18 protein-coding genes, 1 tRNA gene and 1 pseudogene are annotated in these 16,577 nt (G+C 73.0%); 1 reads left to right on the forward strand and 19 read right to left on the reverse strand.

What is annotated here, in order from left to right:
• Positions 1-45: 45 nt before the first annotated feature.
• The 6 genes from gcvH to VLJ82_RS16350 all read right to left on the reverse strand — a co-directional run bounded on the left by gcvH (position 46) and on the right by VLJ82_RS16350 (position 3,559).
• Entirely contained in the window at positions 46-435 is a 390-nt protein-coding gene (gene gcvH, locus VLJ82_RS16325) for a glycine cleavage system protein GcvH (RefSeq protein WP_408664425.1), read from the reverse strand.
• Positions 436-579: 144 nt separating this feature from the next.
• Positions 580-1,461: a DUF881 domain-containing protein gene (locus VLJ82_RS16330; RefSeq protein ID WP_408664426.1), complete on the reverse strand. Its 882-nt coding sequence runs from the start codon at positions 1,459-1,461 to the stop codon at positions 580-582.
• 20 nt (positions 1,462-1,481) lie between these two features.
• A complete protein-coding gene (locus VLJ82_RS16335) occupies positions 1,482-1,814 on the reverse strand; it encodes a small basic family protein (RefSeq protein WP_408664427.1) in 333 nt (110 codons plus the stop codon).
• On the reverse strand, positions 1,811-2,764 hold the full coding sequence (locus VLJ82_RS16340) for a DUF881 domain-containing protein (protein ID WP_408664428.1): 954 nt from the start codon (positions 2,762-2,764) through the stop codon (positions 1,811-1,813). The genes VLJ82_RS16335 and VLJ82_RS16340 overlap by 4 nt, the downstream gene beginning before the upstream one ends.
• Positions 2,765-3,379: a CDP-alcohol phosphatidyltransferase family protein gene (locus tag VLJ82_RS16345; protein ID WP_408664429.1), complete on the reverse strand. Its 615-nt coding sequence runs from the start codon at positions 3,377-3,379 to the stop codon at positions 2,765-2,767.
• A gap of 106 nt (positions 3,380-3,485) precedes the next feature.
• Positions 3,486-3,559: transfer RNA gene (locus tag VLJ82_RS16350), tRNA-Pro, on the reverse strand.
• 138 nt (positions 3,560-3,697) lie between these two features.
• Here VLJ82_RS16350 and VLJ82_RS16355 point away from each other — a divergent pair.
• On the forward strand, positions 3,698-4,225 hold the full coding sequence (locus tag VLJ82_RS16355) for a DUF1697 domain-containing protein (RefSeq protein WP_408664430.1): 528 nt from the start codon (positions 3,698-3,700) through the stop codon (positions 4,223-4,225).
• 13 nt (positions 4,226-4,238) lie between these two features.
• Here the strand turns inward: VLJ82_RS16355 and der are convergent, their stop codons facing one another.
• The 13 genes and pseudogenes from der to VLJ82_RS16420 form a co-directional block, all read right to left on the reverse strand.
• Positions 4,239-5,636 carry a ribosome biogenesis GTPase Der gene (der, locus tag VLJ82_RS16360; protein ID WP_408664431.1) on the reverse strand — a complete coding sequence of 466 codons (1,398 nt, stop codon included), beginning with the start codon at positions 5,634-5,636 and terminating at the stop codon, positions 4,239-4,241.
• 2 nt (positions 5,637-5,638) lie between these two features.
• Positions 5,639-6,352, reverse strand: a complete 714-nt coding sequence (cmk, locus tag VLJ82_RS16365) for a (d)CMP kinase (RefSeq protein WP_408664432.1) — start codon at positions 6,350-6,352, stop codon at positions 5,639-5,641.
• 192 nt (positions 6,353-6,544) lie between these two features.
• The gene (aroH, locus tag VLJ82_RS16370) at positions 6,545-6,907 is read right to left on the reverse strand and encodes a chorismate mutase (RefSeq protein WP_408664433.1); all 363 of its coding nucleotides are present in this window, start codon (positions 6,905-6,907) and stop codon (positions 6,545-6,547) included.
• 48 nt (positions 6,908-6,955) lie between these two features.
• Complete coding sequence (locus VLJ82_RS16375; RefSeq protein WP_408664434.1) at positions 6,956-7,708, reverse strand: pseudouridine synthase; 753 nt, start codon at positions 7,706-7,708, stop codon at positions 6,956-6,958.
• 6 nt (positions 7,709-7,714) lie between these two features.
• Positions 7,715-8,518 carry an SMC-Scp complex subunit ScpB gene (gene scpB, locus VLJ82_RS16380; protein WP_408664435.1) on the reverse strand — a complete coding sequence of 268 codons (804 nt, stop codon included), beginning with the start codon at positions 8,516-8,518 and terminating at the stop codon, positions 7,715-7,717.
• Positions 8,518-9,366, reverse strand: coding sequence for a segregation and condensation protein A (locus tag VLJ82_RS16385; protein ID WP_408664445.1), 849 nt, complete (start codon positions 9,364-9,366; stop codon positions 8,518-8,520). Before VLJ82_RS16385 ends, scpB begins: the two co-directional genes overlap by 1 nt.
• Before the next feature lie 125 nt (positions 9,367-9,491).
• On the reverse strand, positions 9,492-10,481 hold the full coding sequence (locus tag VLJ82_RS16390) for a ParA family protein (protein WP_408664436.1): 990 nt from the start codon (positions 10,479-10,481) through the stop codon (positions 9,492-9,494).
• Positions 10,482-10,638: 157 nt separating this feature from the next.
• Entirely contained in the window at positions 10,639-11,643 is a 1,005-nt protein-coding gene (gene xerD, locus VLJ82_RS16395; protein WP_408664437.1) for a site-specific tyrosine recombinase XerD, read from the reverse strand.
• A complete protein-coding gene (locus VLJ82_RS16400) occupies positions 11,640-12,269 on the reverse strand; it encodes an NUDIX domain-containing protein (RefSeq protein ID WP_408664438.1) in 630 nt (209 codons plus the stop codon). The genes xerD and VLJ82_RS16400 overlap by 4 nt, the downstream gene beginning before the upstream one ends.
• Positions 12,266-14,005 carry a CTP synthase gene (locus VLJ82_RS16405; protein ID WP_408664439.1) on the reverse strand — a complete coding sequence of 580 codons (1,740 nt, stop codon included), beginning with the start codon at positions 14,003-14,005 and terminating at the stop codon, positions 12,266-12,268. The genes VLJ82_RS16400 and VLJ82_RS16405 overlap by 4 nt, the downstream gene beginning before the upstream one ends.
• A 125-nt stretch (positions 14,006-14,130) precedes the next feature.
• Positions 14,131-15,051 (reverse strand): copper transporter, encoded by a 921-nt coding sequence (locus VLJ82_RS16410; protein WP_408664440.1) that lies wholly within the window; start codon positions 15,049-15,051, stop codon positions 14,131-14,133.
• Entirely contained in the window at positions 15,048-16,229 is a 1,182-nt protein-coding gene (gene steA / locus VLJ82_RS16415; RefSeq protein ID WP_408664441.1) for a putative cytokinetic ring protein SteA, read from the reverse strand. Before steA ends, VLJ82_RS16410 begins: the two co-directional genes overlap by 4 nt.
• Positions 16,230-16,288: 59 nt before the next feature.
• Positions 16,289-16,577: pseudogene (locus tag VLJ82_RS16420) on the reverse strand (hypothetical protein); the annotation flags it as partial.

Here is a 16,577-nt window from a genome sequence, read left to right on the forward strand (position 1 = left end):
GAGCCTAGTTTGCCGCGCGGTAAAGGGTCAACGCGAGGTGGAGGTTTACTCGGAGGAGGTGGCCTGGCCGTAGGCCTCGGCGTCGAGCAGCGAGTCGAGCACGGCCAGGTCGGCGACCTGGATCTCGGCGATCCAGCCGGCACCGTAGGGATCGGAGTTCACCAGGTCGGGGTTGTCGTCCAGCGCCTCGTTGCGGGCCACCACCGAACCCGCGACCGGGGCGTAGAGGTCGGAGACGCTCTTGGTCGACTCGACCTCGCCGAAGGTGTCACCGGACTCCACCGAGGCGTCCAGCGCGTGCACCGACACGAAGACGATGTCGCCCAGGGAGTTCTGGGCGTAGTCGGTGATCCCGACCCGGACCACATTGCCTTCGACCGGCTTGGCCCATTCGTGGTCGCTGGTGTAGCGCAGGTCGGAGGGGATCTCTGCCATCTGTCGTCTCCTCGTCGTCTTTCGGGTCGTCGTGCAGCAAGGTCAACTCGTGGACCGCCGACGGGTCACCGGCCGGCGGTTGCCGGTGCTCCGGCCACGGTGGGCGCGACCTTACCGGGTCAGTCCCCGCTGATCACTCAGCGGTCACTTACCGGCCGGGGTGGCGTAGCGCGGAGCCGGGATCGTCCGGGTGACGGTGATGCTGACCACCGACTGCTCGGCGATGTTGATCTCCCCGCCGGCGGCGTGCACGGTGTTGACCACCCCGCCCTGGATGTTGAGGGCGGTGTCGAGCGTCTTGGGATCCCCGATCGCCAGCACCTCGTACGGCGACTGCAGGGCGGTGCCGTCCAGCGACACCCCGGCTCCGGAGTCGGTGAAGGCGCTGGAGGTGCCGATCCGGACCGGGCCGAACTGGATCACCTCGGCACCGGCGCCGCGCAGTTCCTCGACGACGTCGAGCAGTTCCTCGGCCCGCAGCGCGCGCTGCGGGTCGGAGATCAGCACCCGGATGCCCGGCCCGTGGGCCGGCGCCGCGCCGGTCAGCACGGCCAGCGCGTCGGCCTGCCGCTGCGCCTCCTCGCGGGCCGCGGCGTTGTTGCTGCCGTTGAGCGACAGGCGCTGCCGGGCCGCCTGCAGGTCGCTGATCTGGGACTGCAGCCGGTCGATGCGGCTGTTCTGGTCGTCCAGGATCCGGACCAGATCGGCCTCCCGGGCGCCGGCCAGCACGTCGTTGGTGGAGTTGGAGCGAAACTGCACCGCCAGGGCGAAGCCCAGCATGGCCAGCAGGGCGCCGATCAGCACGGTGGCGCCCCGGTTACGCCGGCGCGGCGGCCGGTCGCCGCCGGCCGGCTCGGCCGCTGGCTGCTCGGCTGATGGCTGCTCGGCCGCTGGCTCGTCCGTCAGCTCGGCCGGGACCGGCTGCTTGGTCGGCGGCTGCTCGGTCGGCTCGACCGGTGGCGGTGCCGGCTCGGCCGGTTCGCTCTTTCCAGCCGGGGGGCCGGGCGGCTTCGGTTGCTTGGGCATGGTGCGCTCCCGGCCGGCTCTCAGGCCCGGAACAGGTGACGACGGATGGCGGCGGCGTTGCCGAAGATCCGGATGCCGAGCACCACCACCACCGCGGTGGACAGCTGGCCACCGACGCCGAGCTTGTCACCCATGAACACGATCAGCGCCGCGACCAGCACGTTGGACACGAACGAGACCACGAACACCTTGGCGACGAAGATGCCGTCCAGCCTGGCCCGGATGCCGCCGAAGACCGCGTCGAGCGCGGCCACCACCGCGATCGGCAGGTACGGCTCCAGCCACAGCGGCACGGTGGGGCGCAGCACGATGCCCAGCACCACGCCGATGACCAGGGCGATGGCGGCAATCATCGCGGCGACTCCGATGCTGACGGGGACGGGGACTGGCCGGAGGTGGCCGGGCCCAGGCCGGCATAGTGCGGCTGCGCCACCGTAACCGACTGCAGCCGCAGCCCGGACTTGCCGGTGAACCGGAAGGTGATCCCGTCCACTGCCGCCATCGTCTTGAGCTGGCGGGCGATCGGGGAATCGGCAAAGGCGACCAGTAGGGCGTTGCGGTTGCCGATCGCCTCGATCGTGTACGGGGCGCTGATCGGCTGGAAGTCCACCAGCACCGACTCCCCCGCGAACCGGATGAACGAGGTGGCGGTCAGCCGCAGCCCGTTCACCGCGACCGCCTCGGCGCCGGCCGCCCACAGCTGGTTGACCACCGCGCGGATGTCGCGGTCGTGCAGCACCGCGACCTGCTCCTGCGGCGTGGTGCCGGGCCGGCCGGTGGCCGCCGGGGTGGGCGCCGGCGGCTCGTCCAGCTCGATCCGCACGCCCGGCCCGGTGGCCGGCAGTGCCCCGGACGCCAGCTCCAGCCGCTTGAGCTCCTCGCTGTTGCCCGGCAGCTGGGCGTCGCGCAGCCCGGCCACCTCGCTGGCCAGCACCTTGGCCCGGTCGTCCAGGGAGTCGCCGGTCTGCTGCAGCCGCTCGATCCGGTCGATCAGGTCCTTGCGGGCGGCTTCCCGGGCCGGGGCCGACTGGTGCTGCTGCTGGTAGGCCACCACCAGCAGCAGGCCCACCGCGAGGCAGGCCAGCCACAGCAGCGGCCCGTCCCACCAGCGGCGGCCGGCCGGCGGCGGTCCCCCGGCCGGGCCGTGCTCAGCGGCCTGCCGGTCCTGGAAAGCCAGCCGGTAGCCGGGGTCGAGCGGGTTGTTGAGCAGGTCGTCCAGCATCGCGGTGGAGAACCTGCTGCCGGACGGGCTGCCGCCGGCGGGCCCGGCCGGAACCGCCCTGGACGGGCCGGTGCCCGTCATTCAGGCCACCACCGGTTCGGCCAGCACCCGGCGGAACTGGACCAGGTACAGCCCGGCCGACCACAGGTAGAGCCCGGTGCCCCAGAGGGTGAACGCCCAGGCGATCGGCTTGGCCACGTCGCCCAGCGTGCCCTCGTGCGAGCCGAGCAGCAGCAGCGGGAAGGCGTAGAGCAGGTTGAAGGTGGCGGCCTTGCCCAGGTAGTGCACCGGCAGGCCGGTCAGCCCGCGCCTGCGCAGCGCCGGCAGGGTGCCGACCAGCACCAGGTCCCGGCCGATGATCAGCACCGCCAGCTCCGGCGGAATGATGTGCCGCAGCACCAGGCCGACCAGGGTGGCCAGGATGTAGAGCCGGTCGGCCACCGGGTCGAGCAGCGCGCCGAGCCGCGACATCTGGTCGAACCGGCGGGCCAGCACCCCGTCGGCCCAGTCGGTGATCCCCGAGATCACCAGCACCAGCAGCGCGAGGGCGTCGGCGTGCGGGCCGAGCAGCAGCCATAAAAACAGCGGGACCCCGAGCAACCGGGAGAAGCTGAGCAGGTTGGGCACGGTCAGCACCGCCGGCCGTCGCCGGGTGGCGTCAGTGCTTGTCGCGCCGGCCGGGGGCTGCGAACTCACGCGCTCTGGCCTCCCCGCCGACCCTGCCGCCGCCGGCAGGCAGCGGTGAGTTTCTGCCTGCCTCGACAGGGCGGAAGGGAGTTCCGCCTGCGTCGGCAGGGTGATGTCGGGCTGACAGGATTTGAACCTGCGACCCCCTGACCCCCAGTCAGGTGCGCTACCAAGCTGCGCTACAGCCCGTTCCGCTCCAGTACCGCACGGCTCGAGCGAACCGGGAGCAACTTTAGCGCACCGCGACGGACGGTCCGGTCAGCGTCCGGCGCAGCCAGCCGGGCAGTACCGGCTCGCGCCGCGGCCGATCGTGATCGAATAGCGGGCGTGGCGCGATTCGTTGCTTTCCTGCGGGCCGTCAACGTCGGCCGCCGCCGGGTTGACATGGCGACCGCGTGCCGGGTGCTGGAACAGCTCGGCCACACCGGGGTGGAGAGTTTCGTCAACAGCGGCAACCTGCTCTTCGACGCCACCGGGCGGACGGCCGCCCTGGAGAAGCAGATCCGCACCGCGCTGGAGGCCGAGTTCGGCTTCGAGCTGACCACCTTCGTCCGCATCCGGCGCCAGGTGCAGGCGCTGGCCACCGACAAGCCGTTCGGCACGATCGCGGCCGGCCACACCCACTTCGTGCTGCTGACGCTGACCCCGCTCGGCGCTGCCGAGCGGAAGGCGGTCGAGGCGCTGTCGAACGACCTGGACGAGGTGCGGGTGGTGGGCCGCGACGTGCACTGGCTGATCCGGGACAAGTCGAGCAACACCAGCCTGACGTCCTCGGCCTGGTCGAAGGCGCTGCCCGGCAACCCCAGCACCGCCCGCAACGTGACCATGGTCGAACGGCTGGTGACAAAGCTCTGACCCGCCGCGGAGGCTAGTTGCGCTGCTGGCGTTCCCGGACCCGCACCGAGATCTCGATCGGGCTGCCCCGGAAGTCGAAGTCCTCGCGCAGCCGCCGTTCCAGGAAGCGCCGGTAACCGGCCTCCAGGAAGCCGGTGGTGAACAGCACGAACCGGGGCGGCCGGGTGTCGGCCTGGGTCGCGAACAGCACCCGGGGGCGCTTGCCGCCCCGGCCGGGCGGCGGGGTGGCGTTGACCACCTCGGTCAGCCAGCTGTTGAGCCGGCCGGTGGGGATCCGGCGGTCCCAGGAGGCCAGCGAGAGCCGCAGCGCGTCGGCCAGCTTGTCCACCGCCCGGCCGGTCCGGGCCGAGACGTTGACCCGGGGCGCCCACTGCACCCGCTGCAGCTCCCAGTCGACCTCCTTCTCCAGCTGTAGGCGGCGGTCTTCGTCCACCAGGTCCCACTTGTTGAAGGCGATCACCAGCGCCCGGCCGGCCTCGACCACCATGGTCAGCACCCGCTGGTCCTGCTCGGAGATCACCTCGGAGGCGTCCAGCAGCACCACCGCCACCTCGGCCGACTCCAGGGCACTGGCCGTCCGCAGGCTGGCGTAGTACTCCATGCCCGAGGCGTTGGTCACCCGGCGGCGCAGCCCCGCGGTGTCGACGAACCGCCAGGTCTCGCCGCCCAGCTCCAGCAGCGAGTCCACCGGGTCGACGGTGGTGCCGGCCACCGCGTCCACCACCGCGCGCTCGGTGCCGGCCAGCCGGTTGAGCAGGCTGGACTTGCCCACGTTCGGCCGCCCGACCAGGGCCACCCGGCGCGGGCCGCCGACGGTCTCGCGCTCCGGCGGCGCGTCCGGCAGCTTCTCCAGAATCGCGTCCAGCAGGTCGCCCGAACCGCGGCCGTGCAGCCCGCTCACCGGGTACGGCTGGCCCAGGCCCAGCGACCAGGCCTCGGTCGCGTCGGACTCGCCGCGCTCGTCGTCGACCTTGGTGACCGCCAGCACCACCGGACGTCCGGACCGGCGCAGGGTGCGGGCCACCACCAGGTCGGTCTCGGTCGCGCCGGTGCGCGAGTCCAGCACGAACAGCACCAGGTCGGCAGTCACCACCGCCTGCTCGGCCTGCCGCGACACCATCGCCTGCAGCCCGGTGGCGTCCGGTTCCCAGCCGCCGGTGTCGACCAGGGTGAACTGCCGGCCGCCCCAGTAGGCGTCGTAGGCGATCCGGTCCCGGGTGACGCCGGGCACGTCCTGCACGACGGCCTCGCGGCGGCCGAGGATCCGGTTCACCAGGGTGGACTTGCCCACGTTGGGACGCCCGACCACGGCAACCACCGGCAGCACCGGCGTGTGGTCGGTGTCGTCCGGCTCGGGATCGGTGTGGTCGAGATCGAGATCGGCGGTGCCGGCCAGGTCGGGATCGGTCATGGTCAGGCGCGATCCGCCGTGCTGACCGCCCGGAACGCCAGCCCGGCGAGCAGCTCGACCACCTCGTCGACGGTCAGCTCCGAGGTGTCGACCTCGGTGGCGCCGTCCGCCCGGCGCAGCGGGCTGACCGCCCGGCTGGAGTCGAAGTCGTCGCGGCGGCGCAGCGCCTGCTCGATCCGGGCGATGTCGTCGGCGTCGGTACCCGCACCCAGCTCGCCGGCCCGGCGCCGGGCCCGGACGTCCTCGCGGGCGGTCAGGTACACCTTCAGCTCCGCGTCCGGCCAGACCACCGAGCCGATGTCGCGGCCCTCGGCGACCGTCGGGCCGCGGCCGATGATCAGCCGCTGCTGGGCCACCAGCTGGTCGCGGACCGCCTGGACGGCCGAGACCGGCGACACCGCGGCGGTCACCGCGGCGGTCCGGATCTCGCGCTCGACGTCGCGGCCGTCCAGCCGGGTGCTGCTGTGCCACGGGTCGGTGCCCACCTCGATGCGCCGGCCGGCCACCTCGGCCGCCACCGCGACCGGGTCGGCGGGGTCGACGCCGGCCCGCAGCACCGCGACGGTGGCCGCCCGGTACATCGCGCCGGTGTCGAGGTACTGGGTGCGCAGCCGCCGGGCCAGCAGCCGGGCGACGGTGGACTTGCCGGTGCCCGACGGCCCGTCGAGTGCCACCACTCCCCGGAACACGGGGGCCTCGCTGACCTCGATAGGCATGCCGGCGGTCCCGTTCTGGTCACGACAGATGTCTGGGCGGTGCGCTCGCGGCACGGTCGAAACCGCAGGCACCGCGAACCAGCCCGTCCGGTGGCCGGGCATTCCCAGGGTACGGGGTCCGGCTGACATCGACTTCCGGCGTGCCCTGCCGGCGGGTTCTAGGCCCGGTCGCGGGCCCCGGCTGCGGTTCGGTTACCGGGGCAGGTCGGTGCGCAGCGCCGCCGCCCCGCGCAGGTAGACGTGCCGGATGTCGGCGCGCCGCAGCTCGGTGTCGAAGTGCGCCAGCAGCCGCAGCGTTCGGGGCAGCGCACCGGGCACCGCGATCTCGGTGGCGCACATCAGCGGCACGTCGGTCAGGCCCAGCTGGCGGGCCGCGTAGGCCGGGAACTCCGCCGTCAGGTCCGGGGTGGCGGTGAACAGGATCGAGACCAGGTCGTCGGGTTCGATCCGGTTGCGGGCCATCACCTCGGTGACCAGCTCGGTGGCCCCGTCCAGGATCGACTGCCGCTCGTCGGCCTCGACCTGGATGGCGCCCCGCACCGCGCGAATGCTCACCTGGATCCTTTCCATTTTCCGTCCTGCCGGCAGTGCTGCCCGACCGACTCAGAGGCCGAGCTGGCGGTAGAGCTCGGCGAGCTCGGCGGCGCTGAGCTCGCGCACCGAGCCCGGCCGCTGGTCGCCCAGCCGGACCGGCCCGATCGCGATCCGTACCAGCCGCTCGACCGGGTGCCCGACGGCGTCCAGCAGCCGCCGGACGATGTGGTTGCGGCCCACGTGCAGCGACACCTGGACCAGCGCCCGGCTCCCGGATGAGTCGATCACGGTGAAGTCGTCGACGGCCACCGGGCCGTCCTCGAGGTCGATGCCCGCCACCAGCCGCCGGCCCAGCGACCGGTCCACCGGGCCCGGCACCTCGGCGATATAGGTCTTGATCACCTCGTGCGAGGGGTGGGCCAGCCGGTGGGCGAACTCGCCGTCGTTGGTCAGGATCAGCAGGCCCTCGGTGTCGGCGTCCAGCCGGCCGACGTGGAACAGCCGCTCGGGCTGGTCGGCCACGAAGTCGCCGACGTTGGGACGGCCGTACGGATCCGACATCGCGGTCAGCACGCCGCGCGGCTTGTTCAGCGCCAGGTACACCTGGCCGGCCCGCAGGTTGATCCGCTTGCCGTCCACCCGCACTACCGACGTCTGCGGATCGACCCGGGTGCCGAGCTCGGCCACCCCCCGGCCGTCCACGGTGACCCGGCCGTCGGCGATCAGCTGCTCGCAGGCCCGCCGGGAGCCCAGGCCAGCACCGGCCAGCACCTTCTGCAGGCGGATGCCTTGGTCAGGCTGGCCGGGTTGGTCAGAACTCATCCGACGTCACAGCTCTTCGAGGTCCAGGGTGTCCAGCTCGGGTAGCAACGGCGCCAGCGAGGGTAGCTCGTCCACCGAGGAGATGCCCATCTTCTCCAGGAAGGTGCTGGTGGTGCGGTAGAGCCCGCCGCCGGTCTCCGGATCCGAGCCCACCTCGGTGATCAGCTCGCGGGCCAGCAGGGTACGCACCACGCCGTCGACGTTGACGCCCCGGATGGCCGAGATCCGGGCCCGGGTCACCGGCTGCCGGTAGGCCACCACGGCCAGCGTCTCCAGCGCCGCCTGGCTGAGCTTGGTGCGCTGCCCGTCCAGCAGGAACGCCTCCACCACCGGGGCGAAGCGGTCGCGGGTGTAGAGCCGGAACCCGGTCGCGGCCGGCCGCAGCTGCCAGCCGGCCTGCCGCCGGTCCAGCTCGGCGGTGATCTCGGCCAGCGCCTGGGCCACCTCGGCCGCCGGCCGCTGCACCGCCACGGCCAGCTGGGTCAGCTGCAACGGGCCGTCAGCCACGAACAGCAGGGCCTCCAGGGCCGAGTGCAGCACCGCCGGGTCAGCCAGATCCAGCGGCCCGGTGTCGTTTCCGGCCGGGCCGGCGGACGGGAAAGCTGGTTCGGCCTCGTCGTCCTCGGGTGCGCGGTGCCGAGCGCCGGGCCGGACGGCCGGCTGCTCGGTCCCTGCCTGCTTGGTTTCTGTCTGTTCGGTTACCGCCTGGTCGGTCTCGGTTTCTGCCTGCTCGGCCACCGCCTGCTCCGCCTCGGGCCCTGGCGCGTCAGCAGCCGTCCGTGCAACGGCCTCGTCCTGCGGCTGGGTCATCAGCCGTACTCCTCGTCCGGGTCGGTGCCGGCCCGCGGGGCGGCGTACTCACTGGAGCCGCTGTCCGGCTCGCCGGACTGGTCCGGGCCGCGGCTGCTCCCGGTCCAGCGGACGTGCAGCTCCGACAGCGCCTCGGCCTGGTCGAAGCTCACCGCCCCGTCCCGGTAGAGCTCCAGCAGGCCCAGGAACCGGGCCACCACCTCCAGGGTGGAGCCGCAGTCGGCGACCAGGGACCGGAAGGTAGCCGACCCGGTCCGGGCCAGCCGGCCGGCCAGCAGCAGCATGTGCTCGCGCACGCTGACCCGGGGCGCGTGCAGGTGGTCCACCCCCACCACCGGAACCGGCCGGGGCCGCAGCGCCGCGGCCGCGACGGCCGCGAACTGGTGCAGGTCCACCCCGATCCGCAGCTCCGGGCTGAGGGCTGCGAACCGGGGCTCCAGCTCGGCCACTCGGCCGTACCGGCGCCCGGCCCGGGCGGCCAGCGTGCCGAGGTGCGCGGCGGCCAGCTTGTAGGCCCGGTACTGCAGCAGCCGGGCGAACAGCAGGTCGCGGGCTTCCAGCAGGGCCAGGTCCTCCTCGTCCTCGACCTCGGCAGCCGGCAGCAGCCGGGCCGCCTTCAGGTCGAGCAGGGTGGCGGCCACCACCAGGAACTCGGTGGCCTGCCCGAGGTCGAACGCCTCTCCGGCGGCCTTGAGGTAGCTGATGAACTCGTCGGTCACCTGGGACAGCGCCACCTCGGTTACGTCGAGCTGGCGCCGGCTGATCAGGGTCAGCAACAGGTCGAAGGGGCCTTCGAAGTTGTCCAGCCGGACGCTGAACCGCTGCCGGCCGGACTCCGCACCCGGCACCTCGGCTGCCGAAGAGTCTTCGGGAGAGCCCGGGCCCGCGGAGAGGGCGGGGCCGTCGGAGGAGGCCGGCAGGTCCCACTCCTCCGGCAGGTCCTCCAGCGCCAGCTCGCCCGGCAGTGCTCGGCTCACGGGCGGGCCAGAACCTCCATGGCCAGCTCCCGGTAGGCCACCGCACCGTTGGAGGTGGGTGCCCAGGTGGTGATCGGCTCGCCGGCCACGGTGGTCTCCGGGAACCGGACGGTCCGCGAGATCACCGTGTCGAACACCTTGTCGCCGAACGCCTCCAGCACCCGGCTGTAGACCTCGCGGCCGTGCAGGGTGCGGCCGTCGTACATGGTGGCCAGGATCCCCTCCAGCCGCAGGTTGGGGTTGAGCCGCTGCTGCACCTTGTCGATGGTGTCGATCAGCAGCGCCACCCCGCGCAGGCTGAAGAACTCGCACTCCAGCGGGATGATCACTCCGTGCGCTGCGGTCAGCGCGTTGACGGTCAGCAGGCCCAGCGAGGGCTGGCAGTCGATCAGCACGAAGTCGTAGTCGTTGAGCACCGGCGCCAGCGCGCGGGCCAGGGTCTGCTCGCGGGCCACCTCATTGACCAGCTGCACCTCGGCGGCGGACAGGTCGATGTTGGACGGCAGCAGGTCCATGCCCGGCACGCTGGTCTTGAGCAGCACCTCGTCGATGCCGACCGAGCGCTCCATCAGCAGGTTGTAGGTGGTGCGCTCCAGCTGGTGCGGCTGGACGCCCAGCCCGACGCTGAGCGCGCCCTGCGGGTCGAAGTCCACCAGCAGCACCCGGCGGCCGAACTCGGTGAGCGCGGCGCCGAGGTTGATGGTGGAGGTGGTCTTGCCCACCCCGCCCTTCTGGTTGCACAGCGCGATCACCCGGGCCGGCCCGTGCTGGGTCACCGGCTCGGGCTGGACCAGCGGCCGGCGGCGCCGGGCCCGGGCCGGGTCGGCCGAGGTGCCCGGCTGCTCGGCCTGCCGCGGCTCGGACGACTGCGGCTCGGAGGACTGCGGCTCGGCCGGCTGAGCGGGCTCGGGAGACGCCTCGGCGGGCGCGGCGGTGGCGGGTCCGGCTGCCGGTGGCCCGGCCGGGGGCGTATCGGACGTCGTCATAGGAAGTGCGCGCTCCTCGCAAGTACCGCGCTGCGCCGCCGCACAGCGTGCCTGACCCGTCCGGAGGTTACCCCACTCCAGGGGCCGGTGAACGGCTGCGACCCGCCCGCCACGGCGCTGCGGCGCGGCTGCCACGCCGGAGCGATCCCCGGCGTGCTCACGACCGGGCCCGGGCGCGCGGATGGGCGACCGCGTAGACCTCGCGCAGCTGGTCGACGGTCACCAGGGTGTAGATCTGGGTGGTAGTGACCGAGGCGTGGCCCAGCAGTTCCTGCACCACCCGGACGTCGGCGCCGCCCTCCATCAGATGGGTGGCGAAGGAGTGCCGCAGGGTGTGCGGGGACAGGTCGGTGCCGAGGCCGGCCTTGTCGGCGGCGCCGCGCAGCACCGTCCAGGCGCTCTGCCGGGACAGCGGGCCGCCGCGGGAGTTCAGGAAGACCTTGGGGGTGCCCCGGCCCTGCCGGACCAGCTCGGGCCGGACCCGGACCAGGTAGGCCGACAGCGCCTTGGCCGCGAACGAGCCCAGCGGCACCAGCCGCTGCTTGCCGCCCTTGCCGCGCAGCAGCACGCTGCGGCCGTCCAGGTCCAGGTCGTCGATGTCGAGGCCCACCGCCTCGGAGATCCGGGCGCCGGTGCCGTAGAGCACCTCCAGCAGCGCCCGGTCGCGGACCGACAGCGGGGTCTGGTCGAAGTCGGCGGCGTCCAGCAGCCGCTCGACGTCCTCCACCGAGATCGCCTTGGGCAGCCGGCGGGGCGGCGCCGGCGGCTTCACCTCGCGGGCGACGTCGGCGGGCAGCTGCCCGTCGGCGTAGCCGAACTTGTGCAAGCCGCGCACCGCGACGACGGCCCGGGCCGCCGACGCGGCCGACAGCGCCGGATGGTCGGAGTCGCCCTCCCGGAGCGCGGCCAGGAAGCCCGAGACGGTGCCGGCCTGCACCTCGACCAGCGAGTCGATGCCGTGGCCGGTCAGGTAGTCCAGGTACCGGCGCAGGTCGCGGCGGTAGGAGCTTAGGGTGTTGGCCGACGAACCGCGCTCCACGGCCAGGTGGTCGAGGTAGCTCTGCACGGTGCGCGCCGCGGCGCTCGGCCGGGTCCCGGGGGCCGGCCCGTCGGCCAGCCGGGTGCTCGGGGCGCCGGCCGGCTCGGCCTGCAGAGCCGTCATGCAGCGGGCCCGGCCCGGTCCGGACGGGCCGGCCACGGCGCGTCGGCGGCCCGCAGGCCGGACCAGCCGTTCGCCCGGGCCGCCCGGGCCGCCAGCACCCCGGCGACCGCGGTGGCGTTGACCAGCTCGCCGGCCAGCGCCATCGCCACCAGCTCGTCGAGCGGATGGCGCTCGACGGTCATGCTGATCTCCTCGTGCTCGGGCGCGAAGTCCGAGTCGGTCACGTCGGTCAGCTGCCGGGCCAGGTACACCCGGATCGCCTCGTCGCTCATGCCGGAGGAGTTGTACAGGTCCAGCAGCACCGCCCACTCGCCGGCGGCCAGCGCGGCCTCCTCGGCCAGCTCCCGGCGAGCGCTGTCCAGCGCCGGCTCGCCCTCGACGTCGAGCAGCCCGGCCGGCAGCTCCAGCAGCTGCTGCCCGACCGCGTGCCGGTACTGGCGCACCGTCACCACGTTGTCCGCGGAGTCCAGCGCCAGCACCGCCACCGCTCCCGGGTGGCTGACCACGTCCCGGTCGGCCACCGAGCCGTCCGGCATCCGCACCGCGTCGGTCCGCACCCCGAACACCGCTCCGGTGAAACGCTGTCGCGACGAGAGCACCTCGAAGCGGTGCCGGTCAGCGCTCATCCGGCGACCGGGCCGGAGGAGGCCAGCTCCGCGGCGTCGTCCGGTATCCCGGGGGTGTCGGGGATCTCCACCGGCAGCCGCTCCTGGTCGTTGTAGTCCAGCGCCGCGGCGATGAACGCCGAGAACAGCGGGTGCGGCCGGGTCGGACGCGACTTGAGCTCCGGATGCGCCTGGGTGGCCACGAAGAACGGGTGCACCTCGCGGGGCAGCTCCACGAACTCGACCAGCCGGCGGTCCGGCGAGATGCCGGAGATGACCAGCCCGGCCTCGGTCAGCGCCTCGCGGTAGCCGTTGTTGACCTCGTAGCGGTGCCGGTGCCGCTCGGTCACCCGGGTGCTGCCGTAGGCGCTGGCCACGATCGAGCCCGGCACCAGCTCGGCCGGGTAGCTGCCCAGCCGCATGGTGCCGCCGAGGTCGGCGTTGCCGGCCACCACCTCCACCTGGTCGGGCATGGTGGCGATCACCGGGTCCGGGGTGTCCGGCTCGAACTCCGCGGAGTTCGCGGCCGGCAGCCCGGCGAGGTTGCGGGCCACCTCGATCGTCATGCACTGCAGGCCCAGGCACAGGCCCAGCGTGGGGACGCCCCGCTCGCGGGCGTACCGGATGGCGCCCACCTTGCCCTCGATGCCGCGGATGCCGAAGCCGCCGGGGATCAGCACCCCGTCCATGCCGGCCAGCTGCGCGGCGGCACCGGCCGGCGTCTCGCACAGGTCGGAGGCCACCCAGTGCAGCAGCACCTTGGCCCGGTGCGCGAAGCCGCCGGCCCGCAGCGCCTCGGTGACCGAGAGGTAGGCGTCGGGCAGGTCGATGTACTTGCCGACCAGCGCGATCCGCACCTCGCACTTGGGATGGCGGACCCGGTCCAGCAGGGCGCCCCACCGGGTCCAGTCCACGTCCCGGAACGGCAGGCCGAGCCGGCGCACCACGTAGGCGTCCAGGCCCTCGTCGTGCAGCACCTTGGGGATCTCGTAGATGCTCGGGGCGTCCACCGCCGCGACCACCGCCTCGGTGTCCACGTCGCACATCAGCGAGATCTTGCGCTTGACGTTCGCCGGGATCTCCCGGTCGGCGCGGCACACCACCGCGTCCGGGCTGATGCCGATGCTGCGCAGGGCCGCGACCGAGTGCTGGGTGGGCTTGGTCTTCAGCTCGCCGGACGGGGCCAGGTACGGGATGAGCGAGACGTGCAGGAAGAAGCAGTTGTCCCGGCCGACGTCCTGGCGGACCTGCCGGGCGGCCTCCAGGAACGGCAGCGACTCGATGTCGCCGACGGTGCCGCCGACCTCGGTGATTACCACGTCCGGGATCTCGCCGTCCGGGCCGGGGGCGGCCATCGACCGGATCCGTTCCTTGATCTCGTTGGTGATGTGCGGGATGACCTGCACCGTGTCGCCCAGGTACTCTCCGCGGCGCTCCTTGGCGATCACCGCCGAGTACACCTGGCCGGTGGTGACGTTGGCCGAGCCCACCAGGTCGGTGTCGAGGAACCGCTCGTAGTGACCGATGTCGAGGTCGGTCTCGGCGCCGTCCTCGGTGACGAAGACCTCGCCGTGCTGGAACGGGTTCATGGTGCCCGGGTCGACGTTGAGGTAGGGGTCGAGCTTCTGCATGGTGACCCGCAGGCCGCGGGCCTTGAGCAGACTGCCGAGCGAGGAGGCGGTCAAGCCCTTGCCGAGCGAGGAGGCGACCCCGCCGGTGACGAACAGATGCTTAGTGGTCCGGGCCGAATAAGCCAACGAGACTCCCGTGGTCGCATTCGATACGAGGTGCGGACCTGGGATTTGAATAAGAATCCCTCATATCCACGGGAGTTCACAGTAACACGAACGCGCAGCGGGCCACGCCAGTGACACAGCTGCCACTAGCTGCCGGCCCCCGGCAGCAGGCCGTCGTTGTCGGCGCCGACCCCGTAGTGGCCCTTGCGCCCGGCCAGCGTCTCGGCCCCGGTGAGCACCACGGTCAGCGCGCCGAGCGGGCTGTTGGCGTCGTCGACGGACGAGACCGCCTTGCTGGCGGTCTCGTCCTGGCGCACCAGGGCCACCAGTCCCCCGGCGGTGTCGGCGGCCGGGTCGCCGACCACCACGGTCGGCCCGCCGGTGGGGGCGCCGAGCTGGGTGGTGAAGGTCAGCAGCATCCGGCCGGCGTCGCTGTCCTTGGGCAGCGCACCGGGCGCCACCAGCAGCAGCAGCTTGCCAGCCGCCGGGGTTTTGCCGGCGTTCTTGACCATGTTCAGGGTGCCGAACCCGGCGATCACCTGGGCCAGGTCGGTGCTCTGGCCGTGCCCGAGCAGCACGTAGCCGAGCAGCGCGCCGGCCAGCGCACCGGCGTCGTCGGTGGTGGGCAGCTGCAGGCCGATCGGGTGCAGCCCGGACGTCGCCAGCGACCGGATGTCGTTGGCCCGGCGGGGGTCGGAGAAGTCCTTGCTCAGCTGCAGCCGGCTGGCGACGCTGCCACCGGCCGCCTCGACCTGGTCGGCGACCGTGTCGAGCATCCCCTTGGGGGCACCGGGCGCGCCCAGCAGGACCACCGGGGTCTTGGCCAGGCTGCCGCTGGCGATCTTGGCGCCGTAGGTCTGGGCCAGCACGTCGGCATTGGCCGAGCGGGCCCGCAGCACCTGGTTCTGCGCGGCCAGGGCGCTGTCGTTCTTCTTCAGGTCGCTGACCTGGGAGCGCAGGTCGCCGACCACCGCGCCGTTGAGGGCGCTGGTGCCGATCACCACGCCGAGCGCGATGCCCAGGAAGACGGCGATGAGCGAGACGAGGTGGTACCGGTAGGAGATCACGACAACAGGCCCCTCAGCCAGGAAACGAGGTGGTCCCAACCATCGGCCAGGAGGTGGAGGTAGCTGTCGCCGGAACTGCCGGCGACCAGCACGACGGCGATGGCGAGCACCGCGGCGACCGCGAGCAGCACCAGCGACAGCGCCGAGACCCGGGTCTGGTACAGCTGGGCGGCGGCCTTGGCGTCCACCAGCCGGCCGCCGATCTTGAGCCGGGTCAGCACCGTGGAGGCGATCCCGCCGCGGCCGGCGTCGAGGAACTCCTCCAGGGTGGCGCGCATGCCGACGGTGACGATCAGCCGGGCGGAGCCGGCGTCGGCCAGCAGCATCGCGGCGTCCTCGCTGGTGCCCGCGGAGGCGAACACCACCGGCTCGATGCGCAGGTCCTGCACCCGGGCCAGTCCCTCGACCCGGCCGTGGTGGTCGGCGTGGGCCACCACCTCGCCGGCGTCGCGCAGCGCCGCGTCGGACATCTGGTCCAGGTTGCCGATCACTAGGTCGGCCTGGTAGCCGGCGTCGCGCAGCACGTCGGCCCCGCCGTCCACGCCGACCAGCACCGGCCGGAACTCCCGGATGTAGTGCCGCAGCGAGCGCAGGTCGGAGCGGTAGTCGTAGCCCTTGGCGACCAGCAGGACGTGCCGGCCGCGGAACCGGGTGGCCAGCTCCGGCAGCCCGATGCCGTCGAGCAGCAGCTCCTTCTCGCGCTCCATATGCATCTGGGTGCTGGCGGCGAAGGCCTGCAACTGCGCCGACAGGCCGGCCTTGGCGGCTCGCATCGCGGCCCGGATGGTGTCCGCGTCCTGTCGGGCGCCCCGGGCGGCCACCCGGTCGCCGGCGTAGAGCACGTCGCCGTCCAGCCGCAGCCGGGCGCCTTCCTTGACCTCGGCGAAGATCTCCGCGCCGACCCCGTCGAGCAGCGCGACGCCGTGGCCGATGAGCACCTCGGGGCCGAGGTTGGGGTACCGGCCGGAGATGCTGGGCTGGGCGTTGACCACCACGCTGACCCTGGCTGCGACCAGGGCGTCGGCCGTGGAGCGGTCCAGGTCGGCGATGTCGATGACGGCGATGTCGCCGGGGTTCAGCCGGTTCAGCAGCCGGCCCACCCGCCGGTCCAGCCGAGCCACCCCGATGATGCCGGGCAGCGCGGCGTCACGACGCCGGTCCGAAGGCCTGAGTGCCATCCTCATGAGCCTCGATGGTGCCATCCGGCCGCCGGATCGAGGCACTTCGCCACGCGGCGTCACTGCGCCGATCGCCGACCGCGGCCCGGTCGCGGCGCCTCGCCCGCGAAGCCGGCGAGGTCCTCGCGGGCCGCCTCGAGCAGCTGTGCCGCGTGCTCGCGGGCCACCGCGCTGTCGTTGCCTGCCAGCATCCGGGCCAGCTCCGCCAGCCGGTCGGCGCCGGTGACCGAACGGATGTCGCTGCGGGTGACGCCGGCGGCCGATGCCTCCGCTGGGGGCCTGTCGGCGGCGGAGTCTGTCGACTTATCGGCTGGAGGCTTATCGGCTGGGGACCCGCCGGCTGGGGAC

It is taken from the genome of Jatrophihabitans sp., assembly GCF_035474675.1.
In the GTDB taxonomy this organism is placed as follows: Bacteria; Actinomycetota; Actinomycetes; order Mycobacteriales; family Jatrophihabitantaceae; genus Jatrophihabitans_A.